The sequence below is a fragment of the Streptomyces sp. OR43 genome (assembly GCF_008042275.1).
Classification (GTDB): Bacteria; Actinomycetota; Actinomycetes; order Streptomycetales; family Streptomycetaceae; genus Streptomyces.
Genome location: NZ_RDBK01000043.1, coordinates 607426 through 624225, shown reverse-complemented (window position 1 = coordinate 624225; position 16800 = coordinate 607426). Strand labels below are relative to the sequence as shown.

The 16800-nt window shown below is 67.8% G+C and carries 22 protein-coding genes, 1 tRNA gene and 1 riboswitch; of the genes, 15 read left to right on the top strand and 8 right to left on the bottom strand.

Going from position 1 to position 16800, the window contains the following annotated elements; all coding sequences use genetic code 11:
* Positions 1–56: 56 nt before the first annotated feature.
* From clpS to EAO72_RS21145, 8 genes are all read left to right on the top strand, one after another.
* Positions 57–371, top strand: a complete 315-nt coding sequence (gene clpS / locus EAO72_RS21190; RefSeq protein ID WP_148018892.1) for an ATP-dependent Clp protease adapter ClpS — start codon at positions 57–59, stop codon at positions 369–371.
* Between the two features lie 44 nt (positions 372–415).
* Positions 416–1000, top strand: coding sequence for a DUF2017 domain-containing protein (locus EAO72_RS21185; protein ID WP_148018891.1), 585 nt, complete (start codon positions 416–418; stop codon positions 998–1000).
* A gap of 334 nt (positions 1001–1334) precedes the next feature.
* Complete coding sequence (locus tag EAO72_RS21180; protein ID WP_148018890.1) at positions 1335–2771, top strand: amino acid permease; 1437 nt, start codon at positions 1335–1337, stop codon at positions 2769–2771.
* Positions 2772–2861: 90 nt separating this feature from the next.
* The gene (locus EAO72_RS21175) at positions 2862–3293 is read left to right on the top strand and encodes a M67 family metallopeptidase (RefSeq protein ID WP_148018889.1); all 432 of its coding nucleotides are present in this window, start codon (positions 2862–2864) and stop codon (positions 3291–3293) included.
* 132 nt (positions 3294–3425) lie between these two features.
* Positions 3426–3551 carry a putative leader peptide gene (locus tag EAO72_RS43195; protein ID WP_261991849.1) on the top strand — a complete coding sequence of 42 codons (126 nt, stop codon included), beginning with the start codon at positions 3426–3428 and terminating at the stop codon, positions 3549–3551.
* A gap of 122 nt (positions 3552–3673) precedes the next feature.
* Positions 3674–3952, top strand: coding sequence for a MoaD family protein (locus tag EAO72_RS21165; RefSeq protein ID WP_148018887.1), 279 nt, complete (start codon positions 3674–3676; stop codon positions 3950–3952).
* Complete coding sequence (locus EAO72_RS21160; RefSeq protein ID WP_148018886.1) at positions 3952–4902, top strand: PLP-dependent cysteine synthase family protein; 951 nt, start codon at positions 3952–3954, stop codon at positions 4900–4902. The genes EAO72_RS21165 and EAO72_RS21160 overlap by 1 nt, the downstream gene beginning before the upstream one ends.
* A gap of 331 nt (positions 4903–5233) precedes the next feature.
* Positions 5234–5986: an MBL fold metallo-hydrolase gene (locus tag EAO72_RS21145; protein WP_148018884.1), complete on the top strand. Its 753-nt coding sequence runs from the start codon at positions 5234–5236 to the stop codon at positions 5984–5986.
* An 83-nt stretch (positions 5987–6069) separates the two neighbouring features.
* Here the strand turns inward: EAO72_RS21145 and EAO72_RS21140 are convergent, their stop codons facing one another.
* Together EAO72_RS21140 and EAO72_RS21135 are read right to left on the bottom strand one after the other, a co-directional pair.
* Entirely contained in the window at positions 6070–7320 is a 1251-nt protein-coding gene (locus EAO72_RS21140; RefSeq protein ID WP_148018883.1) for a PTS transporter subunit EIIC, read from the bottom strand.
* 264 nt (positions 7321–7584) lie between these two features.
* Complete coding sequence (locus EAO72_RS21135; protein WP_148018882.1) at positions 7585–8895, bottom strand: PTS transporter subunit EIIC; 1311 nt, start codon at positions 8893–8895, stop codon at positions 7585–7587.
* 222 nt (positions 8896–9117) lie between these two features.
* Between EAO72_RS21135 and EAO72_RS21130 the strand changes: the two genes are divergently transcribed.
* The 4 genes from EAO72_RS21130 to rdgB all read left to right on the top strand — a co-directional run bounded on the left by EAO72_RS21130 (position 9118) and on the right by rdgB (position 11361).
* Positions 9118–9351, top strand: coding sequence for a glucose PTS transporter subunit EIIB (locus EAO72_RS21130; RefSeq protein WP_018517946.1), 234 nt, complete (start codon positions 9118–9120; stop codon positions 9349–9351).
* Between the two features lie 131 nt (positions 9352–9482).
* Positions 9483–10220, top strand: a complete 738-nt coding sequence (rph, locus tag EAO72_RS21125; RefSeq protein WP_148018881.1) for a ribonuclease PH — start codon at positions 9483–9485, stop codon at positions 10218–10220.
* Between the two features lie 110 nt (positions 10221–10330).
* Positions 10331–10726 (top strand): hypothetical protein, encoded by a 396-nt coding sequence (locus tag EAO72_RS21120; RefSeq protein ID WP_148018880.1) that lies wholly within the window; start codon positions 10331–10333, stop codon positions 10724–10726.
* 32 nt (positions 10727–10758) lie between these two features.
* Positions 10759–11361 carry an RdgB/HAM1 family non-canonical purine NTP pyrophosphatase gene (rdgB, locus tag EAO72_RS21115; RefSeq protein ID WP_148018879.1) on the top strand — a complete coding sequence of 201 codons (603 nt, stop codon included), beginning with the start codon at positions 10759–10761 and terminating at the stop codon, positions 11359–11361.
* Between the two features lie 52 nt (positions 11362–11413).
* Here rdgB and EAO72_RS21110 read toward each other — a convergent pair.
* From EAO72_RS21110 to bcp, 5 genes are all read right to left on the bottom strand, one after another.
* A tRNA-Leu gene (locus EAO72_RS21110) sits at positions 11414–11488 on the bottom strand.
* A gap of 12 nt (positions 11489–11500) precedes the next feature.
* The gene (locus EAO72_RS21105; RefSeq protein WP_148018878.1) at positions 11501–12334 is read right to left on the bottom strand and encodes an HNH endonuclease signature motif containing protein; all 834 of its coding nucleotides are present in this window, start codon (positions 12332–12334) and stop codon (positions 11501–11503) included.
* Positions 12331–12957 (bottom strand): HNH endonuclease signature motif containing protein, encoded by a 627-nt coding sequence (locus EAO72_RS21100; protein WP_148018877.1) that lies wholly within the window; start codon positions 12955–12957, stop codon positions 12331–12333. The genes EAO72_RS21105 and EAO72_RS21100 overlap by 4 nt, the downstream gene beginning before the upstream one ends.
* Before the next feature lie 170 nt (positions 12958–13127).
* Positions 13128–14624, bottom strand: a complete 1497-nt coding sequence (gene proP / locus EAO72_RS21095; RefSeq protein ID WP_148018876.1) for a glycine betaine/L-proline transporter ProP — start codon at positions 14622–14624, stop codon at positions 13128–13130.
* 153 nt (positions 14625–14777) lie between these two features.
* Positions 14778–15245, bottom strand: coding sequence for a thioredoxin-dependent thiol peroxidase (bcp, locus tag EAO72_RS21090; RefSeq protein WP_148018875.1), 468 nt, complete (start codon positions 15243–15245; stop codon positions 14778–14780).
* 127 nt (positions 15246–15372) lie between these two features.
* Here bcp and EAO72_RS21085 point away from each other — a divergent pair, with 127 nt between their 5' ends.
* The 3 genes from EAO72_RS21085 (at position 15373) to EAO72_RS21075 (ending at position 16555) form a co-directional block, all read left to right on the top strand.
* Complete coding sequence (locus EAO72_RS21085) at positions 15373–15693, top strand: DUF3618 domain-containing protein (RefSeq protein ID WP_148018874.1); 321 nt, start codon at positions 15373–15375, stop codon at positions 15691–15693.
* A gap of 46 nt (positions 15694–15739) precedes the next feature.
* Positions 15740–16078: a GroES family chaperonin gene (locus EAO72_RS21080; RefSeq protein ID WP_136325477.1), complete on the top strand. Its 339-nt coding sequence runs from the start codon at positions 15740–15742 to the stop codon at positions 16076–16078.
* A 53-nt stretch (positions 16079–16131) separates the two neighbouring features.
* Positions 16132–16197, top strand: a riboswitch (guanidine-III (ykkC-III) riboswitch).
* Positions 16198–16234: 37 nt separating this feature from the next.
* Complete coding sequence (locus EAO72_RS21075; RefSeq protein ID WP_018555875.1) at positions 16235–16555, top strand: DMT family transporter; 321 nt, start codon at positions 16235–16237, stop codon at positions 16553–16555.
* Between the two features lie 22 nt (positions 16556–16577).
* Here the strand turns inward: EAO72_RS21075 and EAO72_RS42095 are convergent.
* Positions 16578–16800 (bottom strand): hypothetical protein (locus EAO72_RS42095; RefSeq protein WP_187285160.1); only part of this gene is annotated, 223 nt, incomplete at its 5' end.

The following is a 16800-nucleotide window of genomic DNA, read 5'->3' as shown; positions in this document are numbered from 1 at the left end:
TCGCGCCCGCCTCGCCACCGGCCCCGTTTGTGCGATGGGCCCTCCCGAGTGGCAGCATGGGTGGGGTGAGCGTCGCCCCCGTAGAGATCGAACGTCCCGAATCGGCCGAGGAGAACCTCGTTGTCCCCGAGCCCGACGTCCCCTGGGTGACGCTGGTCCACAACGACCCGGTCAACCTCATGAGCTACGTGACCTATGTCTTCCAGGCCTACTTCGGCTACTCCAAGGACAAGGCCCACAAGCTGATGCTGGACGTCCACCAGAAGGGCCGCGCCGTCGTCTCCAGCGGCAGCCGCGAAGAGATGGAACGCGACGTCCAGGCCATGCACGGCTACGGACTGTGGGCCACCCTCACCCAGGACCGCAACTAGTACGTCCCGCCCCCGCCCCGCCCGACCACCATCGGAGTCAAACCATGGCCGGCCACTTCGAGGCCACCCCCGGCGGCGGCGCGGCCGTCGCGCTCGACGAGGTGGAGATCGCGATCCTGCGCTCCCTCGCCGTCCAGCTGCTCGAACTCATCGGACCGGGCGACGAACCCGCCGAGGGCGAGGACCCGCTCGCCGCCCTCTTCGCCGAGGGCCCCAGCGAACCGCCCTCCGACCCGGCCCTCGCCCGCCTCTTCCCCGAGGCCTACGGCGACGACGACACCGAACTGCGCGCCGCGTCCGCCGAGTTCCGCCGCTTCACCGAGAACGACCTGCGCACCCGCAAGCGCGACGACGCCCTCGTCGTCGTCCGCACCCTGGACGCGCTCACGCCCGCCGGGGACCGCGCCGCCGTACTGAAGCTCACCGCCGACGAGTGCCGCAACTGGCTGGGCTCACTCAACGACCTCCGCCTCACCATCGGCACCCGCCTGGAGGTCTCCGACGAGGACGGCGGCGAGGACGGCTCCCTCTACCGCCTGCCGGACAGCGATCCGCGCAAGCCCATGGTCATGGCCTATCTCTGGCTGGGCGCGCTCCAGGAAACGCTGGTCGAAACACTGATGCCGTAAGAGACCGGGCCATCGGGTGTACGGGCATTCGGGGGTTCGGGTGTTCGCTCAACGGACGCTCAAATCCGAATAACGATCGCGTCACCTGATCGGTCTTTTTTGCAGCGCCTGGACACCGTTGTCCGCTTTTTCCTGTGGCGTGCGCCACATAATGTCCGCCGGATCACCGATGTGCCCGTGATAAATCTTCACGACCACTCGGGGACGCCACCCCTGTTCCCGGGTAGGCGCGACGAGTCCGGCAACCACCGGCAGCACTCCATCCATTTCCGGGGGGATCAGGACCTGATCCGCAGCCGCAAGGCTCGGATCAGCGTGGAGAAAGGCGCAGCACATGACATCGGCGCAGGTCGACGACAAGGGACAGGGCCCGCACGCCGCAGCCGCGGACGCCACCACGTCCGCCGAGGGCTATCAGCGGGCACTCGGCGCCCGCCAGATCCAGATGATCGCGATCGGCGGGGCCATCGGCACCGGCCTCTTCCTCGGCGCGGGCAAAGCCATCGCCAAGGCCGGACCCAGCCTCATCCTGGCGTACGCCATCGCGGGCCTGGTGATCTTCTTCATCATGAGGGCGCTCGGCGAACTCCTCATGTACCGCCCGGTCTCGGGCTCCTTCTCGGAGTACGCCCGCGAATTCATCGGCCCCTTCGCGGGATTCGTCACCGGCTGGACCTACTGGCTGTTCTGGGTCGTCACCGGAATCACCGAAGTCACCGCGGCGGCCCAGTACATGACGTTCTGGTTCGACATTCCGCAATGGGTGTCCGCACTGATCTTCACGGTCATCCTGTACGGCGTGAACCTGATCTCCGTGAAGCTGTTCGGCGAACTCGAATTCTGGTTCTCGATGGTCAAGGTCACCGCCATCGTCGGCATGATCCTCATCTGCGCCGGAATCCTCACCCTCGGCTTCTCCGACGCCGGTGACACCGCGTCCGTCAGCCACCTCTGGGCCGACGGCGGATTCTTCCCGCACGGCATCAAGGGCACCCTGATGACGCTGCAGATCGTGATGTTCGCCTTCCTCGCCGTCGAACTCGTCGGCGTCACCGCGGGCGAGTCCAAGGACCCCAAGACCGTCCTGCCCAAGGCCATCAACACCGTGCCGTGGCGCATCGCCGTCTTCTATGTCGGCGCCCTCATCATGATCCTCTCGGTCGTCCCCTGGACCGAGTTCTCACCGGATGTCTCCCCGTTCGTCGAAGCGTTCAAGAAGATGGGCCTCGGCGTCGGCGCGGGCATCGTCAACTTCGTCGTCCTGACCGCCGCGCTCTCCTCCTGCAACTCCGGGATGTACTCCACCGGCCGCATGCTGCGCGACCTCGCGCTCAACGGCCAGGGCCCGAAGTTCTTCACCCGTCTGACCAGGAGCGGCACCCCGCTGGTCGGCACCACGTTCTCCGCCGCCCTCATGCTCGTCGGCGTCTGGATCAACTACCAGTGGCCCGGCGACGCCTTCACCTACGTCGTCTCCTTCGCCACCATCTCCGGCATGTGGGCCTGGATCATGATCCTCATCAGCCAGCTGCGCTACCGCCGCCTCGCCGACCGCGGCGAGCTCCCGCAGTCCACCTTCCGGGCCCCCGGAGCCCCGTACACCAGCGTCTTCGCCCTCGCCTTCATCGGCGTCGTCATCATCATGATGGGCATCGACAAGGACACCAGGATCTCGCTCTACTGCGCCCCGCTGTGGGCCCTGATCCTGGGCGTCTCCTACCTGGTCCTCAAGGCCCGCAACCCCGAAAACAAGGCCTTCGCCGGCCGCTGAACCCAGGCCTCGCACAGACCGAGTCCACGATGCGGGCCCTCGCGTACCACTCCTCGGTACGCGGGGGCCCGTCGTCCTATCCTGGGCGCCATGCTGACCATCACCCAGGCGCTGTACGACCAGATCGTCGCGCACTCCCGCGCCGACCACCCCGACGAGGCGTGCGGCGTGGTCGCCGGGCCCGCCGGAACCGACCGCCCCGAACGCTTCATCCCCATGCTCAACGCGGCCCGCTCGCCCACGTTCTACGAATTCGACTCGGCCGACCTCCTCAAGCTCTACCGCGACATGGACGACCGCGACGAGGAACCCGTGATCGTTTACCACTCGCACACCGCGACCGAGGCCTACCCCTCCCGCACCGACGTCACGTACGCCAACGAGCCCGGCGCCCACTACGTCCTCGTCTCCACCGCCGACGCCGACGAGGCCGGACCCTTCCAGTTCCGCTCGTACCGCATCGTGGACGGCGAGATCACCGAGGAGGACGTCCAGGTCGTCGAGGCGTACGCCGCCTCCTGACCTCGGCACCGGCACCCGCCGCAGCGCCCGGACAGGGCCGCCCGCCCGGCCCTGTCCGCCTGTCGAACGCCAACCATCCACCAGGTGAGATCACATTCCGGATCCCGGACCGGGAATCGATACGATGAGCGCATGGTTCCCCATGACGTGAGCGACAAGACGCCGGGCACACTGCTCGTGGCGCGCCTGCACGTCGACCTGTGCCGACTCGCCAGCGCGATCTGTACGAACCACCGGACCGCCGGCCGCGAGGCCTGAGCCGGGCCCAGGCCCGGCGCCGCCCCACCGGACGCCACGCTTCACGCACCACCCCCGCGCGGGGGCAGAGCCGCGCGCCCCACGCCCACCGCCACCACTCAGCTTCGACAGGAGCCCACGCCATGGCCATCGAGGTCCGCATCCCGACCATCCTCCGCACCTACACCGACGGCGCCAAGGCCGTCGAAGGCAACGGGGACACCCTCGCCGACCTCCTCACGGACCTGGAGACCCGCCACACCGGCATCCGGGAGCGCATCGTCGACGGCGAGCAGCTCCGCCGCTTCGTGAACGTCTACCTCAACGACGAGGACGTCCGGTTCCTTGACGGCATCTCCACGAAGCTCAGCGACGGCGACAACATCACCATCCTCCCGGCCGTCGCCGGCGGCATGAACTGATGCGCTATGACAGCCCGCTCGCCGCAGTGGGCAACACCCCGCTCGTCCGCCTGCCGCGGCTGTCACCGTCGGACGACGTCCGCATCTGGGCCAAGCTGGAGGACCGCAACCCCACCGGCTCGATCAAGGACCGCCCCGCGCTCCACATGGTCGAGCAGGCCGAGAAGGACGGCCGGCTCACCCCCGGCTGCACCATCCTCGAACCCACCAGCGGCAACACCGGCATCTCCCTGGCCATGGCGGCCAAGCTCAAGGGCTACCGCATCGTCTGCGTGATGCCGGAGAACACCTCCCAGGAGCGGCGCGACCTCCTCGCCATGTGGGGCGCCGAGATCATCTCCTCCCCGGCGGCGGGCGGCTCCAACACCGCCGTCCGCGTCGCCAAGGAACTGTCGGCGGAGCACCCCGACTGGGTGATGCTCTACCAGTACGGCAACCCCGACAACGCCGGCGCCCACTACGCCACCACCGGCCCGGAGATCCTCACGGACCTCCCCTCCATCACCCACTTCGTGGCCGGCCTCGGCACCACCGGCACCCTCATGGGCGTCGGCCGCTACCTGCGCGAACACGTCGACGGCATCAAGATCGTCGCCGCCGAACCGCGCTACGACGACCTCGTCTACGGCCTGCGCAACCTCGACGAGGGCTTCGTCCCCGAGCTCTACGACGCCTCGGTCCTCACCACCCGCTTCTCCGTCGGCTCCGCCGACGCCGTCACCCGCACCCGCGAACTCCTCCAGCAGGAGGGCATCTTCGCGGGCGTCTCCACCGGCGCCGCGCTCCACGCCGCGATCGGCGTCGGCAACAAGGCGGTCAAGGCGGGGGAGAGCGCCGACATCGTCTTCGTCGTCGCGGACGGCGGCTGGAAGTACCTGTCGACGGGCGTCTACACCGCACCCACGACGGAGGCGGCGATCGCCACCCTGCAGGGCCAGCTCTGGGCGTAGCGCCCCGCGCTTTGGCCMCCCGGCGTCCTCCGTTTCGGGGGCTCCGCCCCCACACCCCCGCTCTCGAGATTCAGCCTCGCCGGCGTTTGAGGCGCGGGGTCCGGGGCGGAGCCCCGGTTACGGGAAGGGGCGGGGAGGGGAACAAGCGCGCCGCAGGCACACCCCTCCCGGGCGCACCCCCAGCCGCGCCCCGCTTCCATCGAACCGGTGACAGCACAGGTGAGTTCCCCCACAACGGCACACTCCGAAGGAGCGACCACCTCTTTCGCGCCTTACGCTCAACGAACCGCACGAACCCTCCCCGTTCCCACGTCTCGGAGGTTCACGCTCCATGAAGCTCACCGTCGTCGGCTGCTCCGGCTCGTTCCCGTCCGCGGGATCGGCATGCTCGAGCTACCTCGTAGAGGCCGACGGCTTCAGGCTGCTCCTCGACATGGGCAACGGCGCCCTCGGCGAGCTGCAGCGCCACGTCGGTCTCTATGACCTCGACGCCATCTTCCTCAGCCACCTCCATGCCGACCACTGCATCGACATGTGCGCGTACTTCGTCGTCCGGTACTACCCGCCCGACGGCGGACGGCCGGCCCGCATCCCGGTCTACGGCCCCGACGGCACGGAGCAGCGGCTCACCACCGCCCACGCCGACACCCCGTCCGACCACGCGATGAGCGAGGTCTTCGACTTCCACACGCTGAAGCCCGGCTCCTTCGACATCGGCCCCTTCTCGGTCCGTACGGAGAAGCTCTGCCACCCCGTCGACACGTTCGGCATCCGCATCGAGCACGGCGGCAGCTCGCTCACGTACTCCGGTGACACCGGCACCTGCGAGGCCCTGGACGAGCTCGCGGAAGGCGCCGACCTCCTCCTCTGCGAGGCGTCGTTCGTGCACGGCAAGGAGGACATCCCGGACCTCCACCTCAACGGCCGCGAGGCGGGCGAACTCGCCGCCCGGGCACAGGTGGGCCGCCTGGTGCTCACCCACATCCCGCCGTGGACCGACGCCGACCGCAACCTCGCCGACGCCCGCGAGGTCTTCGACGGCCCGACGGAGCTCGCGGTCCCGGGCGCGGTCTACGACATCTAGCGCGCAGACGCCCCACGCACGACGAAGCCCTCACCTTCCGCCGGGAAGGTGAGGGCTTCGAGCTGTCGCGGTACGGACCCGGCTTACGCCTTGGTCAGGTCCTCGATCTCCTCCTCGGGCTCACGGCCCGGGGTGGTGAGGTTGAACTTCGTGATCGCGAAGCGGAAGAGCACGTAGTAGACCACTCCGAAGACGAGGCCGATCGGGATGATCAGCCACGGCTTCGTCGCCAGGTTCCAGTTCAGCGCGTAGTCGATGAAGCCCGCGGAGAAGGTGAACCCGGCGTGCACGCCCAGCGCCCAGGTAATGGCCATCGACAGGGCGGTCAGCACCGCGTGGATCGCGTAGAGGACCGGCGCGATGAACATGAACGAGAACTCGATCGGCTCGGTCACACCGGTGACGAACGAGGTCAGCGCGAGGGAGACCATCATGCCCATCACGGCCTTGCGGCGCTCGGGGCGAGCGGCGTGGGCGATGGCGATGGCGGCCGCCGGGAGGCCGAACATCATGATCGGGAAGAAGCCCGACATGAACTGGCCCGAGGTCGGGTCACCGGCGAAGAAGCGGTTCAGGTCGCCGTGCACGACGGCGCCCGTGGCGTCGGTGAAGTCACCCAGCTGGAACCAGGAGACCGTGTTGACGAACTGGTGCATGCCGACCGGGATCAGCGCGCGGTTGATCAGGCCGAAGAGGCCGGCGCCGACGGAACCGAGGCCGGTCATCCACTCGCCGAAGTTGGATATGCCCTCACCGATGGGCTCCCAGACCAGGCCGAAGAAGACACCGAAGAGCACACCGACGAAGGCCATGATGATCGGGACGAGGCGGCGGCCGTTGAAGAAGCCGAGCCAGTCGACCAGCTTGGTGCGGTGGAACTTCTGCCACAGGATCGCCGTGACGAGACCCATCAGGATGCCGCCGAGGACACCGGGGTTGTTGTACGTCGCCGCGGTGTCCGCGCCCTTCTGGATCACCGCTTCGGTGACCGGGAAGGCCTTGAGCACGTTGCTGTAGACCAGGAAGCCCACGAGCGCCGCCAGCGCGGTGGAGCCGTCCGACTTCTTGGCGAACCCGATGGCGACACCGATGCAGAACAGCATCGGGAGGTTGTCGAAGACCGCGCCGCCGGCGGTGGCGAACACGGAGGCGACCTTGTGCCAGCCGAGACCGTCGTCACCGAAGACGTCGGGCTGGCCGAGGCGGAGCAGAATGCCCGCGGCCGGCAGCACGGCGATCGGCAGCTGAAGGCTGCGCCCCACCTTTTGCAGGCCCTGGAACAGGCCGGAGCCCCGCTTCTTCGCGGGGGCCGCCGTAGCGGTGGCCGTACTCATCAACTTCCTCCAGTAGGCAAGGCGCCGCCAGGGACAGGGTGTTCTGGGGGTGGGCGACGACTCGAGAAACGCGCCGCTGCGCGGCGCGTGGTCTGGACCACTGAGTGGTGTAGACCAGTTGTAGCACGGTGAGGGTTAGATAAGGAACCTGCAATTTCCGACTACTTCGCAGTAGCCATCACATACGCTCAGTGACATGCCGAAGGCCCCCGGACCGTAGGGTCCGAGGGCCTTGGCCGAGCGGGGCACACCCCCGCCGAACAGCTACTTCGTGAGGTTCTTCTCGATCTCCTCCTCCACCTCGTCGGGCTCACGGCCCGGCGTCTGGAGGTTGAACCTGGTGATCGCGAACCGGAAGATCACGTAATACACGACGCCGAACGCCAGCCCGATCGGGATGATCAGCCAGGGTTTCGTCGCCAGACTCCAGTTGATGACGTAGTCGATGAGACCCGCCGAGAAGCTGAAGCCGTCCTTCACCCCGAGCGCCCACGTCACCGCCATCGACACACCCGTGAGCACCGCGTGGATCGCGTACAGCAAGGGCGCGACGAAGAGGAACGAGTACTCGATCGGCTCCGTGATTCCCGTCACGAACGATGTCAGGCCGACCGAGATCATCAGGCCGCCGACGGCCTTGCGGCGATGGGGCTTCGCGCAGTGATAGATCGCCAGCGCGGCGGCCGGGAGGGCGAACATCATGATCGGGAAGAAGCCCGTCGTGAACTGGCCGGCCGTGGGGTCGCCCGCCAGGAACCGGTTGATGTCACCGTGCACGACCGTGCCGTCCGACTTCGTGTAGTCGCCGAACTGGAACCAGACGAAGGTGTTCAGGAACTGGTGGAGCCCGAACACGAGCAAGGCGCGGTTGGCCAGGCCGAAGACGCCGGAGCCCAGCCAGTTCAGGTCCACCAGCCACTCGGAGAAGCTGGTCAGCGCGTCACCCACCGGCTGCCACAGCCACGCGCACAGCGCCGCGAAGAGCAGCCCCACGAACGCCATGATGATCGGCACGAGCCGTCGCCCGTTGAAGAACCCCAGCCAGTCCACCAGCTTCACCCGGTGGTACCGCTGCCAGAACCACGCCGACATCAGGCCCATCACGATGCCGCCGAACACCCCCGGGTTCTGGTACTCGGCCGCCGTCACCTGCGCGTCGCCCGTGACACACGTACCGAACCAGGTGCCGCCCGAGACGAACGTCGACCCGCTGTCACAGTCCACCGGGAACGCGTGCAGCACCGCGTAGTAGACGAGGAACCCCGTCACCGCGGCCAGCGCCGTCGAGCCGTCGGCCTTCTTCGCCATGCCGATCGCGACACCCACGCAGAACAGCAGCGGCAGGCCGAGCCCCGAATCCAGCAGCGCGCCACCGGCGGCCGCGAACACCTTGGCGATGTTGTCCCAGCCGAGACCCTCGTCGCCGAACACATCCGGCTGACCGAGCCGGTTCAGAATGCCTGCCGCCGGCAGAACGGCGATCGGGAGCTGCAGGCTGCGCCCCATCTTCTGCAGGCCCTGGAAGAGGCCGTTCCACCACTTCTTCTGTGGGATCGCTGCGCTGCTTGAGCTCATCGGCGTCCTCCCGGAACAGGCCACGTTTGGCGGGTGTTGCAAACTGGTGTAGACCAGTTGCGGTACGGTGCGGAGCCCGCCCGGAAGACAGGGCGCCGGTGATCGTCATCTTTGGTGATGGATCGGCTACTCGCTCGCGAAGTTGGGCCAACCGTGCGTTACCGTGACGAAACGGACCCAGGGTGGGCCGTCGCATGTACGTGAAGAACCAGGGAGAAGGCCATGGCCAGCAAGGCTGAGAAGATCGTCGCCGGGCTCGGCGGAATCGAGAACATCGAAGAGGTCGAAGGCTGCATCACCCGCCTCCGCACCGAGGTCATCGACCCGAGCAAGGTCGACGAAGCCGCGCTCAAGGCCGCCGGAGCCCACGGCGTCGTCAAGATGGGCACCGCGATCCAGGTCGTCATCGGCACCGACGCCGACCCCATCGCCGCCGACATCGAAGACATGATGTGACCCACCGCTGAACCACCGGGCCCCCGGCCCGGCCCCCGCAGGCCCCGCCCGCCAGGACGGGGCCTGCGGCGTACCCGAAGCCCCACCGGCACCGGAACGGCCCACACCCCGCACCCGATAAAGTCGACGCCATGTCTCGTATCGACGGCCGCACCCCCGAACAGCTCCGCCCCGTCACCATCGAACGCGGATGGAGCAAGCACGCCGAAGGATCCGTACTCATCTCCTTCGGCGACACCAAGGTCTTCTGCACCGCCTCCGTCACCGAAGGCGTCCCCCGCTGGCGCAAGGGCAGCGGCGAAGGCTGGGTCACCGCCGAATACTCCATGCTCCCCCGCTCCACCAACACCCGCGGCGACCGCGAATCCGTACGCGGCAAGATCGGCGGCCGCACCCACGAGATCAGCCGCCTCATCGGCCGCTCCCTGCGCGCGGTCATCGACTACAAGGCCCTCGGCGAGAACACCGTCGTCCTCGACTGCGACGTCCTCCAGGCCGACGGCGGCACCCGCACCGCCGCCATCACCGGCGCCTACGTCGCCCTCGCCGACGCCATCACCTGGGCCCAGACCAAGAAGATCATCAAGCACGGCCGCAAGCCGCTGACCGGCACCGTCTCCGCCATCAGCGTCGGCATCGTCGACGGCACCCCCCTCCTCGACCTCTGCTACGAGGAAGACGTCCGCGCCGAGACCGACATGAACGTCGTCTGCACCGGCGACGGCCGCTTCGTCGAAGTCCAGGGCACAGCGGAGGCGGAGCCCTTCGACCGCAAGGAACTCAACGCCCTCCTCGACCTCGCCACCGCCGGCTGCGTCGACCTCACCCAGTTCCAGAACGACGCCCTCGCCCGCACCCTCGGCGAGTAGATCCGGGTAAAGAAGCAACCAAGTCCCCCCGCACAGCGTCGATACGCATACGGGCGCACGGGTCGAACCGTGCGCCCGTCCACGTGTCCGCACCAGGGGAGGGACCCACCATGGCCACGCGCCACCGACACCACCGACGCACCGCACTGGCCATCACCGCCACGCTGCTCACCGTCACCGCCGCGGCAGGCTGCAGCGCCCTCGACAAGACCCTCGACTGCGTCCGCACCGCCGATGCGATCGCCACCAGCGTCGACAACCTCCAGCAGGCCGTCGCCAACGCCTCCAGCGACCCCACCCAGGCCTCCGAATCACTCGACGAGATCGAGAAGGAACTCGGCAACCTCGGCGACAAGACCGACGACGCCGACCTCACCAAGGCCGTCGACAACCTCCAGGCCGGCGTCGCCAACGTCCGCGACTCCATCGACAAGGGCGACGCCACCCCCGACATCAAGCCCGTCACCGACGCGGCAACGGAGATCGGCAAGGTCTGCACCCCGTAACGCCCTGACCCCGGCGCGGCGATAATCGACCCATGACCCGCCTCATCCTCGCCACCCGCAACGCCGGGAAGATCACCGAACTCCACGCGATCCTCGCCGACGCAGGCCTCACCCACGAGCTCGTCGGCGCGGACGCGTACCCGGAGATCCCCGACGTCAAGGAAACCGGCGTCACCTTCGCCGAGAACGCCCTCCTCAAGGCCCACGCCCTCGCCAAGGCCACCGGCCACCCCGCCATCGCCGACGACTCGGGCCTCTGCGTCGACGTACTCGGCGGCGCCCCCGGCATCTTCTCGGCCCGCTGGTCCGGCACCCACGGCAACGACCGGGCCAACCTGGACCTGCTCCTGGCCCAGCTCTCCGACATCGACGCCCCGCACCGCGCCGCCCACTTCGCCTGCGCCGCCGCGCTCGCCCTCCCCGACGGCACGGAACGCGTGGTCGAGGGCCGCCTGCTGGGCACCCTGCGCCACACCCCGTCCGGCACGGGCGGCTTCGGCTACGACCCGATCCTCCAGCCTGAGGGCGAGACCCGCACGTGTGCGGAGCTGACGGCAGCGGAGAAGAACGCGATCAGCCACCGGGGGAAGGCGTTCCGGGCGTTGGTGCCGGTGGTGCGGGAGTTGGTGGGGTGACACGCAAGAGGCCGCTACCTTTGAAACGAAGGTAGCGGCCTCTCTCTGCCTGTGGGCCCGGTGGGATTCGAACCCACGACACACCGGACCTAAACCGGCGCCCTCTAGCCAGCTGGGGTACGGACCCGCCCGCCCCACTCTACTGTGCGACGTTGCGGCGCTTCGAGAAGGTTTCGGTCTGGCTGTGGCAGGACGGGCACAGGTATCGCAGGTTCTGCCGACGATTGTTCAGTCGGTCCCCATCGATGTGATCGACCTCCAGGACAAGGCGGTTTCCCCGCCACGTCTCGCCGGTTCCGCATCTCGCACACTCCCGAGGAACCCCGACATCGTCGAGTGCTCGTCTCAGGAGGGCTGTGCGCGTTCGGTATGTCCCGTCCTCCAGGCGGACGAGGATATCGGCGGCGGCTTTGCGGTGCGAAGAGCGCGTGCCGACCGAATGGCCCTGGCCGGTGAAATGGCCGGTTGATAAGTGATACGCCTCGATATCCCGCTTCAGGCGGGCGCGAGCGCCGCCATTGTCGACCTGCCCCAGCGCATTCAGCACGCCGGCGAGACTTCGTGACTCGGCCACTGCGGCGGCCAGTTCGTGGCGCGGCGTGGAAGGAGGCCCGTACCTGCGCCCACTGGTGAAGTGGGACGTATCTATCCCGAGTCGATCGAGCTTCCTGCGAACGTATCCGTACGGGCTGTCGCCTGGATGGAGGCCCATGTACTCGAACATCTCTCGGATGCTGCATGAATGGGCTGCCGCCTCGGCAAGTAGCTCCTGCGGGTAGGCGTAGTGCGCTCGAACCGGCAGGGCCTCATCGACGAAGTGGGACGTGTCGATGTCGTAGTGCTTGAGTCGTTCTCCCACGTATCGGCACGTTCTGCTGCCCAGTGGTGCACCGAGCCGACGGAGGACGTCGACGAGGCTGGTTGCAGTCGCTGCGGTTCGTTCGAGCCGGTCGCGAGGGTACTTGCCGCTCATCGCGTCCTGCCGCGTTTGCGCCCGCGATAAGTGTCGGTTGCTGCATGGCAGTTGGGACACAGGATGCGGAGATTCTCAGGGCGGTTGTCCCACCAGTTGCCGTTGATGTGATCGACTTCGAGTCGGAGCGGCTGGTTCTGCCACTCACCCTTGTTGCCGCATTCGGCACACGCATCCTCAACCCCGTGGTGCGTGAGCTCTCTGCGTAGCCGCTCGCCAGGAATCCTGCCGTCTGCTGAGCTGCCGAGAACCAGGCGGTTCCCCAGCGCACCCTTGGGGCGATGCGGCGGTGTGCGTACGAAGTGCGATGTGTCGATCCGGAGGCTGGTAATGCGGCGGCTGATATGCGCGTGATTTCCGCCCACCGGATTGATGCCCAGACGACGTACGACCTCGGCCACACTCGTGGAACGGGCGACCAGATCGCGCAGCTTCTCTTCGGTATGGCGCACCCGCGTGTCGACGAAATGCGACACGTCCACGCCCCACTCCGCCACCTTCTTCCGCAGGTAGCTCCGGCTCCCCGGCGTAGGTGTCCCGCCGCACCACCGCACAGCATCATTGACGTTCGTCGTCTCGCGCGCTGCCTCTTCGAGCAGATCTCGCGTATATCGAACCGGCACGTTCCCCTCCGTATCCGGCCGCCCGTTCGCGGCCTCGTACGGAGTAACGAACCGTTTATCGGAGAGTCACGTCCGATATCCGACAAGATGCGGAATGGCCCGCCCCGCTTTGGCGGCAACCGAAGCGGGAAGGGCCATTCCCTGTACAGGACAGGACAGGACGAGACGGGTCAGAACTTCGGGTCCGGCGTCTGGGCCGCGACCAGTTCCTCCGCCTCCGCGCTCGTCTCCACCGACGGGGGCGAGCCCGCCAGCGGCTTGTTGGCGGTCTCCTTCATGCAGGCCACCGCGATCACGCCGACCAGGGCCGCCGCCATCGCGTAGTACGCCGGCATCAGGTTGCTGCCCGACCAGCTGATCAGGGCCGTGATGACGAGCGGGGTCGTACCGCCGAAGATCGACGCCGACAGGTTGTAGCCCACCGACAGGGACCCGTAGCGGACGTTCGTCGGGAACAGGGCCGGGAGCGCCGCGGACATCGTGCCGAGCATGCAGACCAGGGAGAGGCCGAGCATCAGCATGCCGATTGTGATGGCGGGGATGCTGCCCTGGCGGATCAGGAGGAAGGCGGGGAGGGAGAAGATCAGGAAGCCGAGCATGCCCGTCATGAGGAGGGGCTTGCGGCCGAAGCGGTCGGAGAGTTTGCCGACCTGGCTGATGATCACCATCAGGAAGACCATCACCGCGAGCAGGATCAGCAGGCCGTGGGTCTCGCTGTAGCCGAGTTCGTCGGAGAGGTACGTCGGCATGTACGACAGCAGCATGTAGTCGGTGATGTTGTACGCGCCGACCAGGCAGATGCAGAGGATCAGCGTCGGCCAGTAGTCGCGGAAGATCTTGCCGAGGTCGCCCTTGGCGGTGGTCTCGACGCCGTCCGCCGCCTCGGTGGCGTGCGCGGTGCCGCCCTCCAGTTTCTGGAAGGCGGGCGTCTCGTCGAGGCGCAGTCGCAGGTAGAGGCCGACGAGGCCGAGCGGGCCGGCGACGAGGAACGGGATGCGCCAGCCCCAGGCCTCCATCTGGGTGTCGTTGAGGAGGGCGTAGAGCGCGGTGACGAGGCCGGCGGCGCCGACGTAGCCGGCGAGGGTGCCGAATTCGAGGAAGCTGCCGAAGTAGCCGCGTCGCTTGTCGGGGGCGTATTCGGCGATGAAGGTGGACGCGCCGCCGTACTCGCCGCCGGTGGAGAAGCCCTGGAGCATCCGGAAGAGGATGAGGAGGATGGGGGCGCCGACGCCGATGGTGTCGTGGGAGGGGATGACGCCGATGGCGAAGGTGCCGACCGCCATCAGGATCATGGTGAGGGCGAGGACCTTCTTGCGGCCGATCTTGTCGCCCATGGGGCCGAAGAACATGCCGCCGAGGGGGCGTACGAGGAAGGCGACGGCGAAGGTGGCGAAGGAGGAGAGGAGCTGGGTGGTGTCGTTCCCGGACGGGAAGAAGACATGGCCCAGGGTGGCCGCCAGGTAGGAGTAGATGCCGAAGTCGAACCACTCCATGGCGTTACCGAGCGACGCCGCCTTGACGGCGCGCTTGACCGCCTGGTCGTCCGTGATGGTGATGTCCGTCCGGCGCAGCTTGGGGTTCTGGCGCTTTCGGATGGCACGGAAGAGGGCCGGGTGGCGTTTGACCGCTTCGGGGTCGGCCGCCTGGTGGGGGTCGGAGGCCGCCATGGCCGTGTCCTTTCCTCGGTGGGTGTTCCAGGAAAGGCTTCTGCGCGGACATGGCGGGTGCAAACCGAATCGGCCGGGGATTGGGATGTCCATCACATGTTTTCGGCCGTTCGGCCCAATCCGTGGGTGCTTTCCGGCCGATTTGGTCTGCGGTCAGATGCCGAGGTCCTTGATGATCTTGGCGACGTGGCCGGTGGCGCGCACGTTGTAGAAGGCGTGTTCGACCTTGCCGTTCTCGTCGACGACGATCGTGGAGCGGATGACGCCCATCACCGTTTTGCCGTAGTTCTGCTTCTCGCCGAAGGCGCCGTAGGCCTCCAGGGTCTCCTTGGCGGGGTCGCCGACCAGGGTGACCTTGAGGTTCTCCTCGTCGCGGAACTTCGCGAGCTTCTCGGGCTTGTCGGGGGAGACGCCGATGACGTCGTATCCGGCGGCGGCCAGGAGGTCGAGGTTGTCGGTGAAGTCGCAGGCCTGCTTGGTGCAGCCGGGGGTGAGGGCGCGCGGGTAGAAGTAGACGATGACCTTGCGGCCCTTGTGGTCCGCGAGCGAGACGTCGTTCCCGTCGGCGTCGGGGAGGGTGAAGGCGGGGGCGGTGTCGCCGGGCTTGAGTCGCTCGCTCATGGTTCTCCTCGTTGGTACGTGGGGTGTACGGGACCGAGGGTAATAGGGGTGCCGCCGGGTGCGGGAGCGGTCGAGCTGACAGACTGTCGATGAAGGTTTACCGGACGAGGACCACGGAGGCGGCGCAGTGTCGGATGCCAGGAGCCCTGCGCAGATCGAGGCGGACATCATCAGCAGGCGCGAGCAGCTCGCGGTGGTGCTCGATGAGATCGGGGTGCGGGTGCACCCGAAGACGATCATCGGTGACGCGAAGGCGAAGGCTGCCGAGGCCGTGGACCGGACGGCCGGGCGGGCGTTCGTCGCGGTGAACCGGACGGTGTCGGATGTGAAGGCGCAGTTCGTGTCGGAGGACGGTGCGCCGCGTCTGGAGCGGGTGATTCCGGTGGCGTTGCTCGCGGTGGGTGTGGTGGGTCTGGTCGTCGTGTCGGGGCGGCGCAGGAAGCGTTGACCCCCGAGGGCGTGCGCGCGCCTCGCGGCCGGGTAGGTTGCGGGGCGTGAGTGAGAACAGCGACGACAAGCTGCCCATCCGGATGCTGCACGACCGTGTGCTGGTCCGGTCCGATTCGCCCGAGGGTGAGCGGCGTTCCGGCGGCGGCATTCTGATTCCGGCGACGGCTGCGGTCGGGCGCCGGCTGGGGTGGGCCGTGGTGGTTGCGGTGGGGCAGAACGTGCGGACGGTGGAGCCGGGGGACCGGGTGCTGTACGACCCGGAGGACCGTGCCGAGGTCGAGGTGCGGGGCGTGGCGTATGTGCTGATGCGGGAGCGGGATCTGCATGCGGTGGCCGCGGACCGGTTCGAGGGTTCGGTGGATTCGACGGGTCTGTATTTGTAGGCAGGTGGCGTGTGCGAGGCCTGGTGACCATGGTCACCAGGCCTTTTGCCTGTTCTTTGCTACGGTGGTGGGACCCCGACGAGACGCGCCGTACCGGGTTTCCGTAAAGACGACGCACCCGTGTTGTTCGTGTGTTCTGTCGTCGGAGGTGCCGTCATGGCGTGGGTTCTGTTGGTGGTCGCGGGTCTGCTGGAAGTGGCCTGGTCGATCGGGATGAAGTACACCGAGGGGTTCACGCGGCTGTGGCCGAGTGTGTTCACGGGGCTGGGGATCGTGGCGAGCATGCTGTTGCTGTCGCATGCGGCGCGGACGCTGCCGATCGGTACGGCGTACGGGGTGTGGGTCGGTATCGGCGCGGCGGGTGCGGCGGTGCTGGGCATGGTGGTGCTGCATGAGCCGGTGACGGCGGCCCGGATCTTCTTCGTGTGTCTGTTGTTGGTGGCCGTGGTGGGGCTGAAGGCGACCTCGGGCCACTGAGGCCCGCCGGCCCCTGTTGAGGTCAGGGGCGGACGGCGGCGGGGGCGCGGGTGCCGCGGGCGCCTTCGAGGATGCCTCCGCCGCCGTTGTCGTTTCCGCCGTTGTTCCCGCCGCCGTCGTCCCCGCCGCCTGTGCCGCCTTCGGTGCCGCCCCCGTCGCCGCCTCCGCTGTCCGTGCCGCCGTTCGTGAAGCCGCCGATGGGATTGTCGGTGGTGCCGGGCGTGGTCTCGGGGGCGGCACCGAAG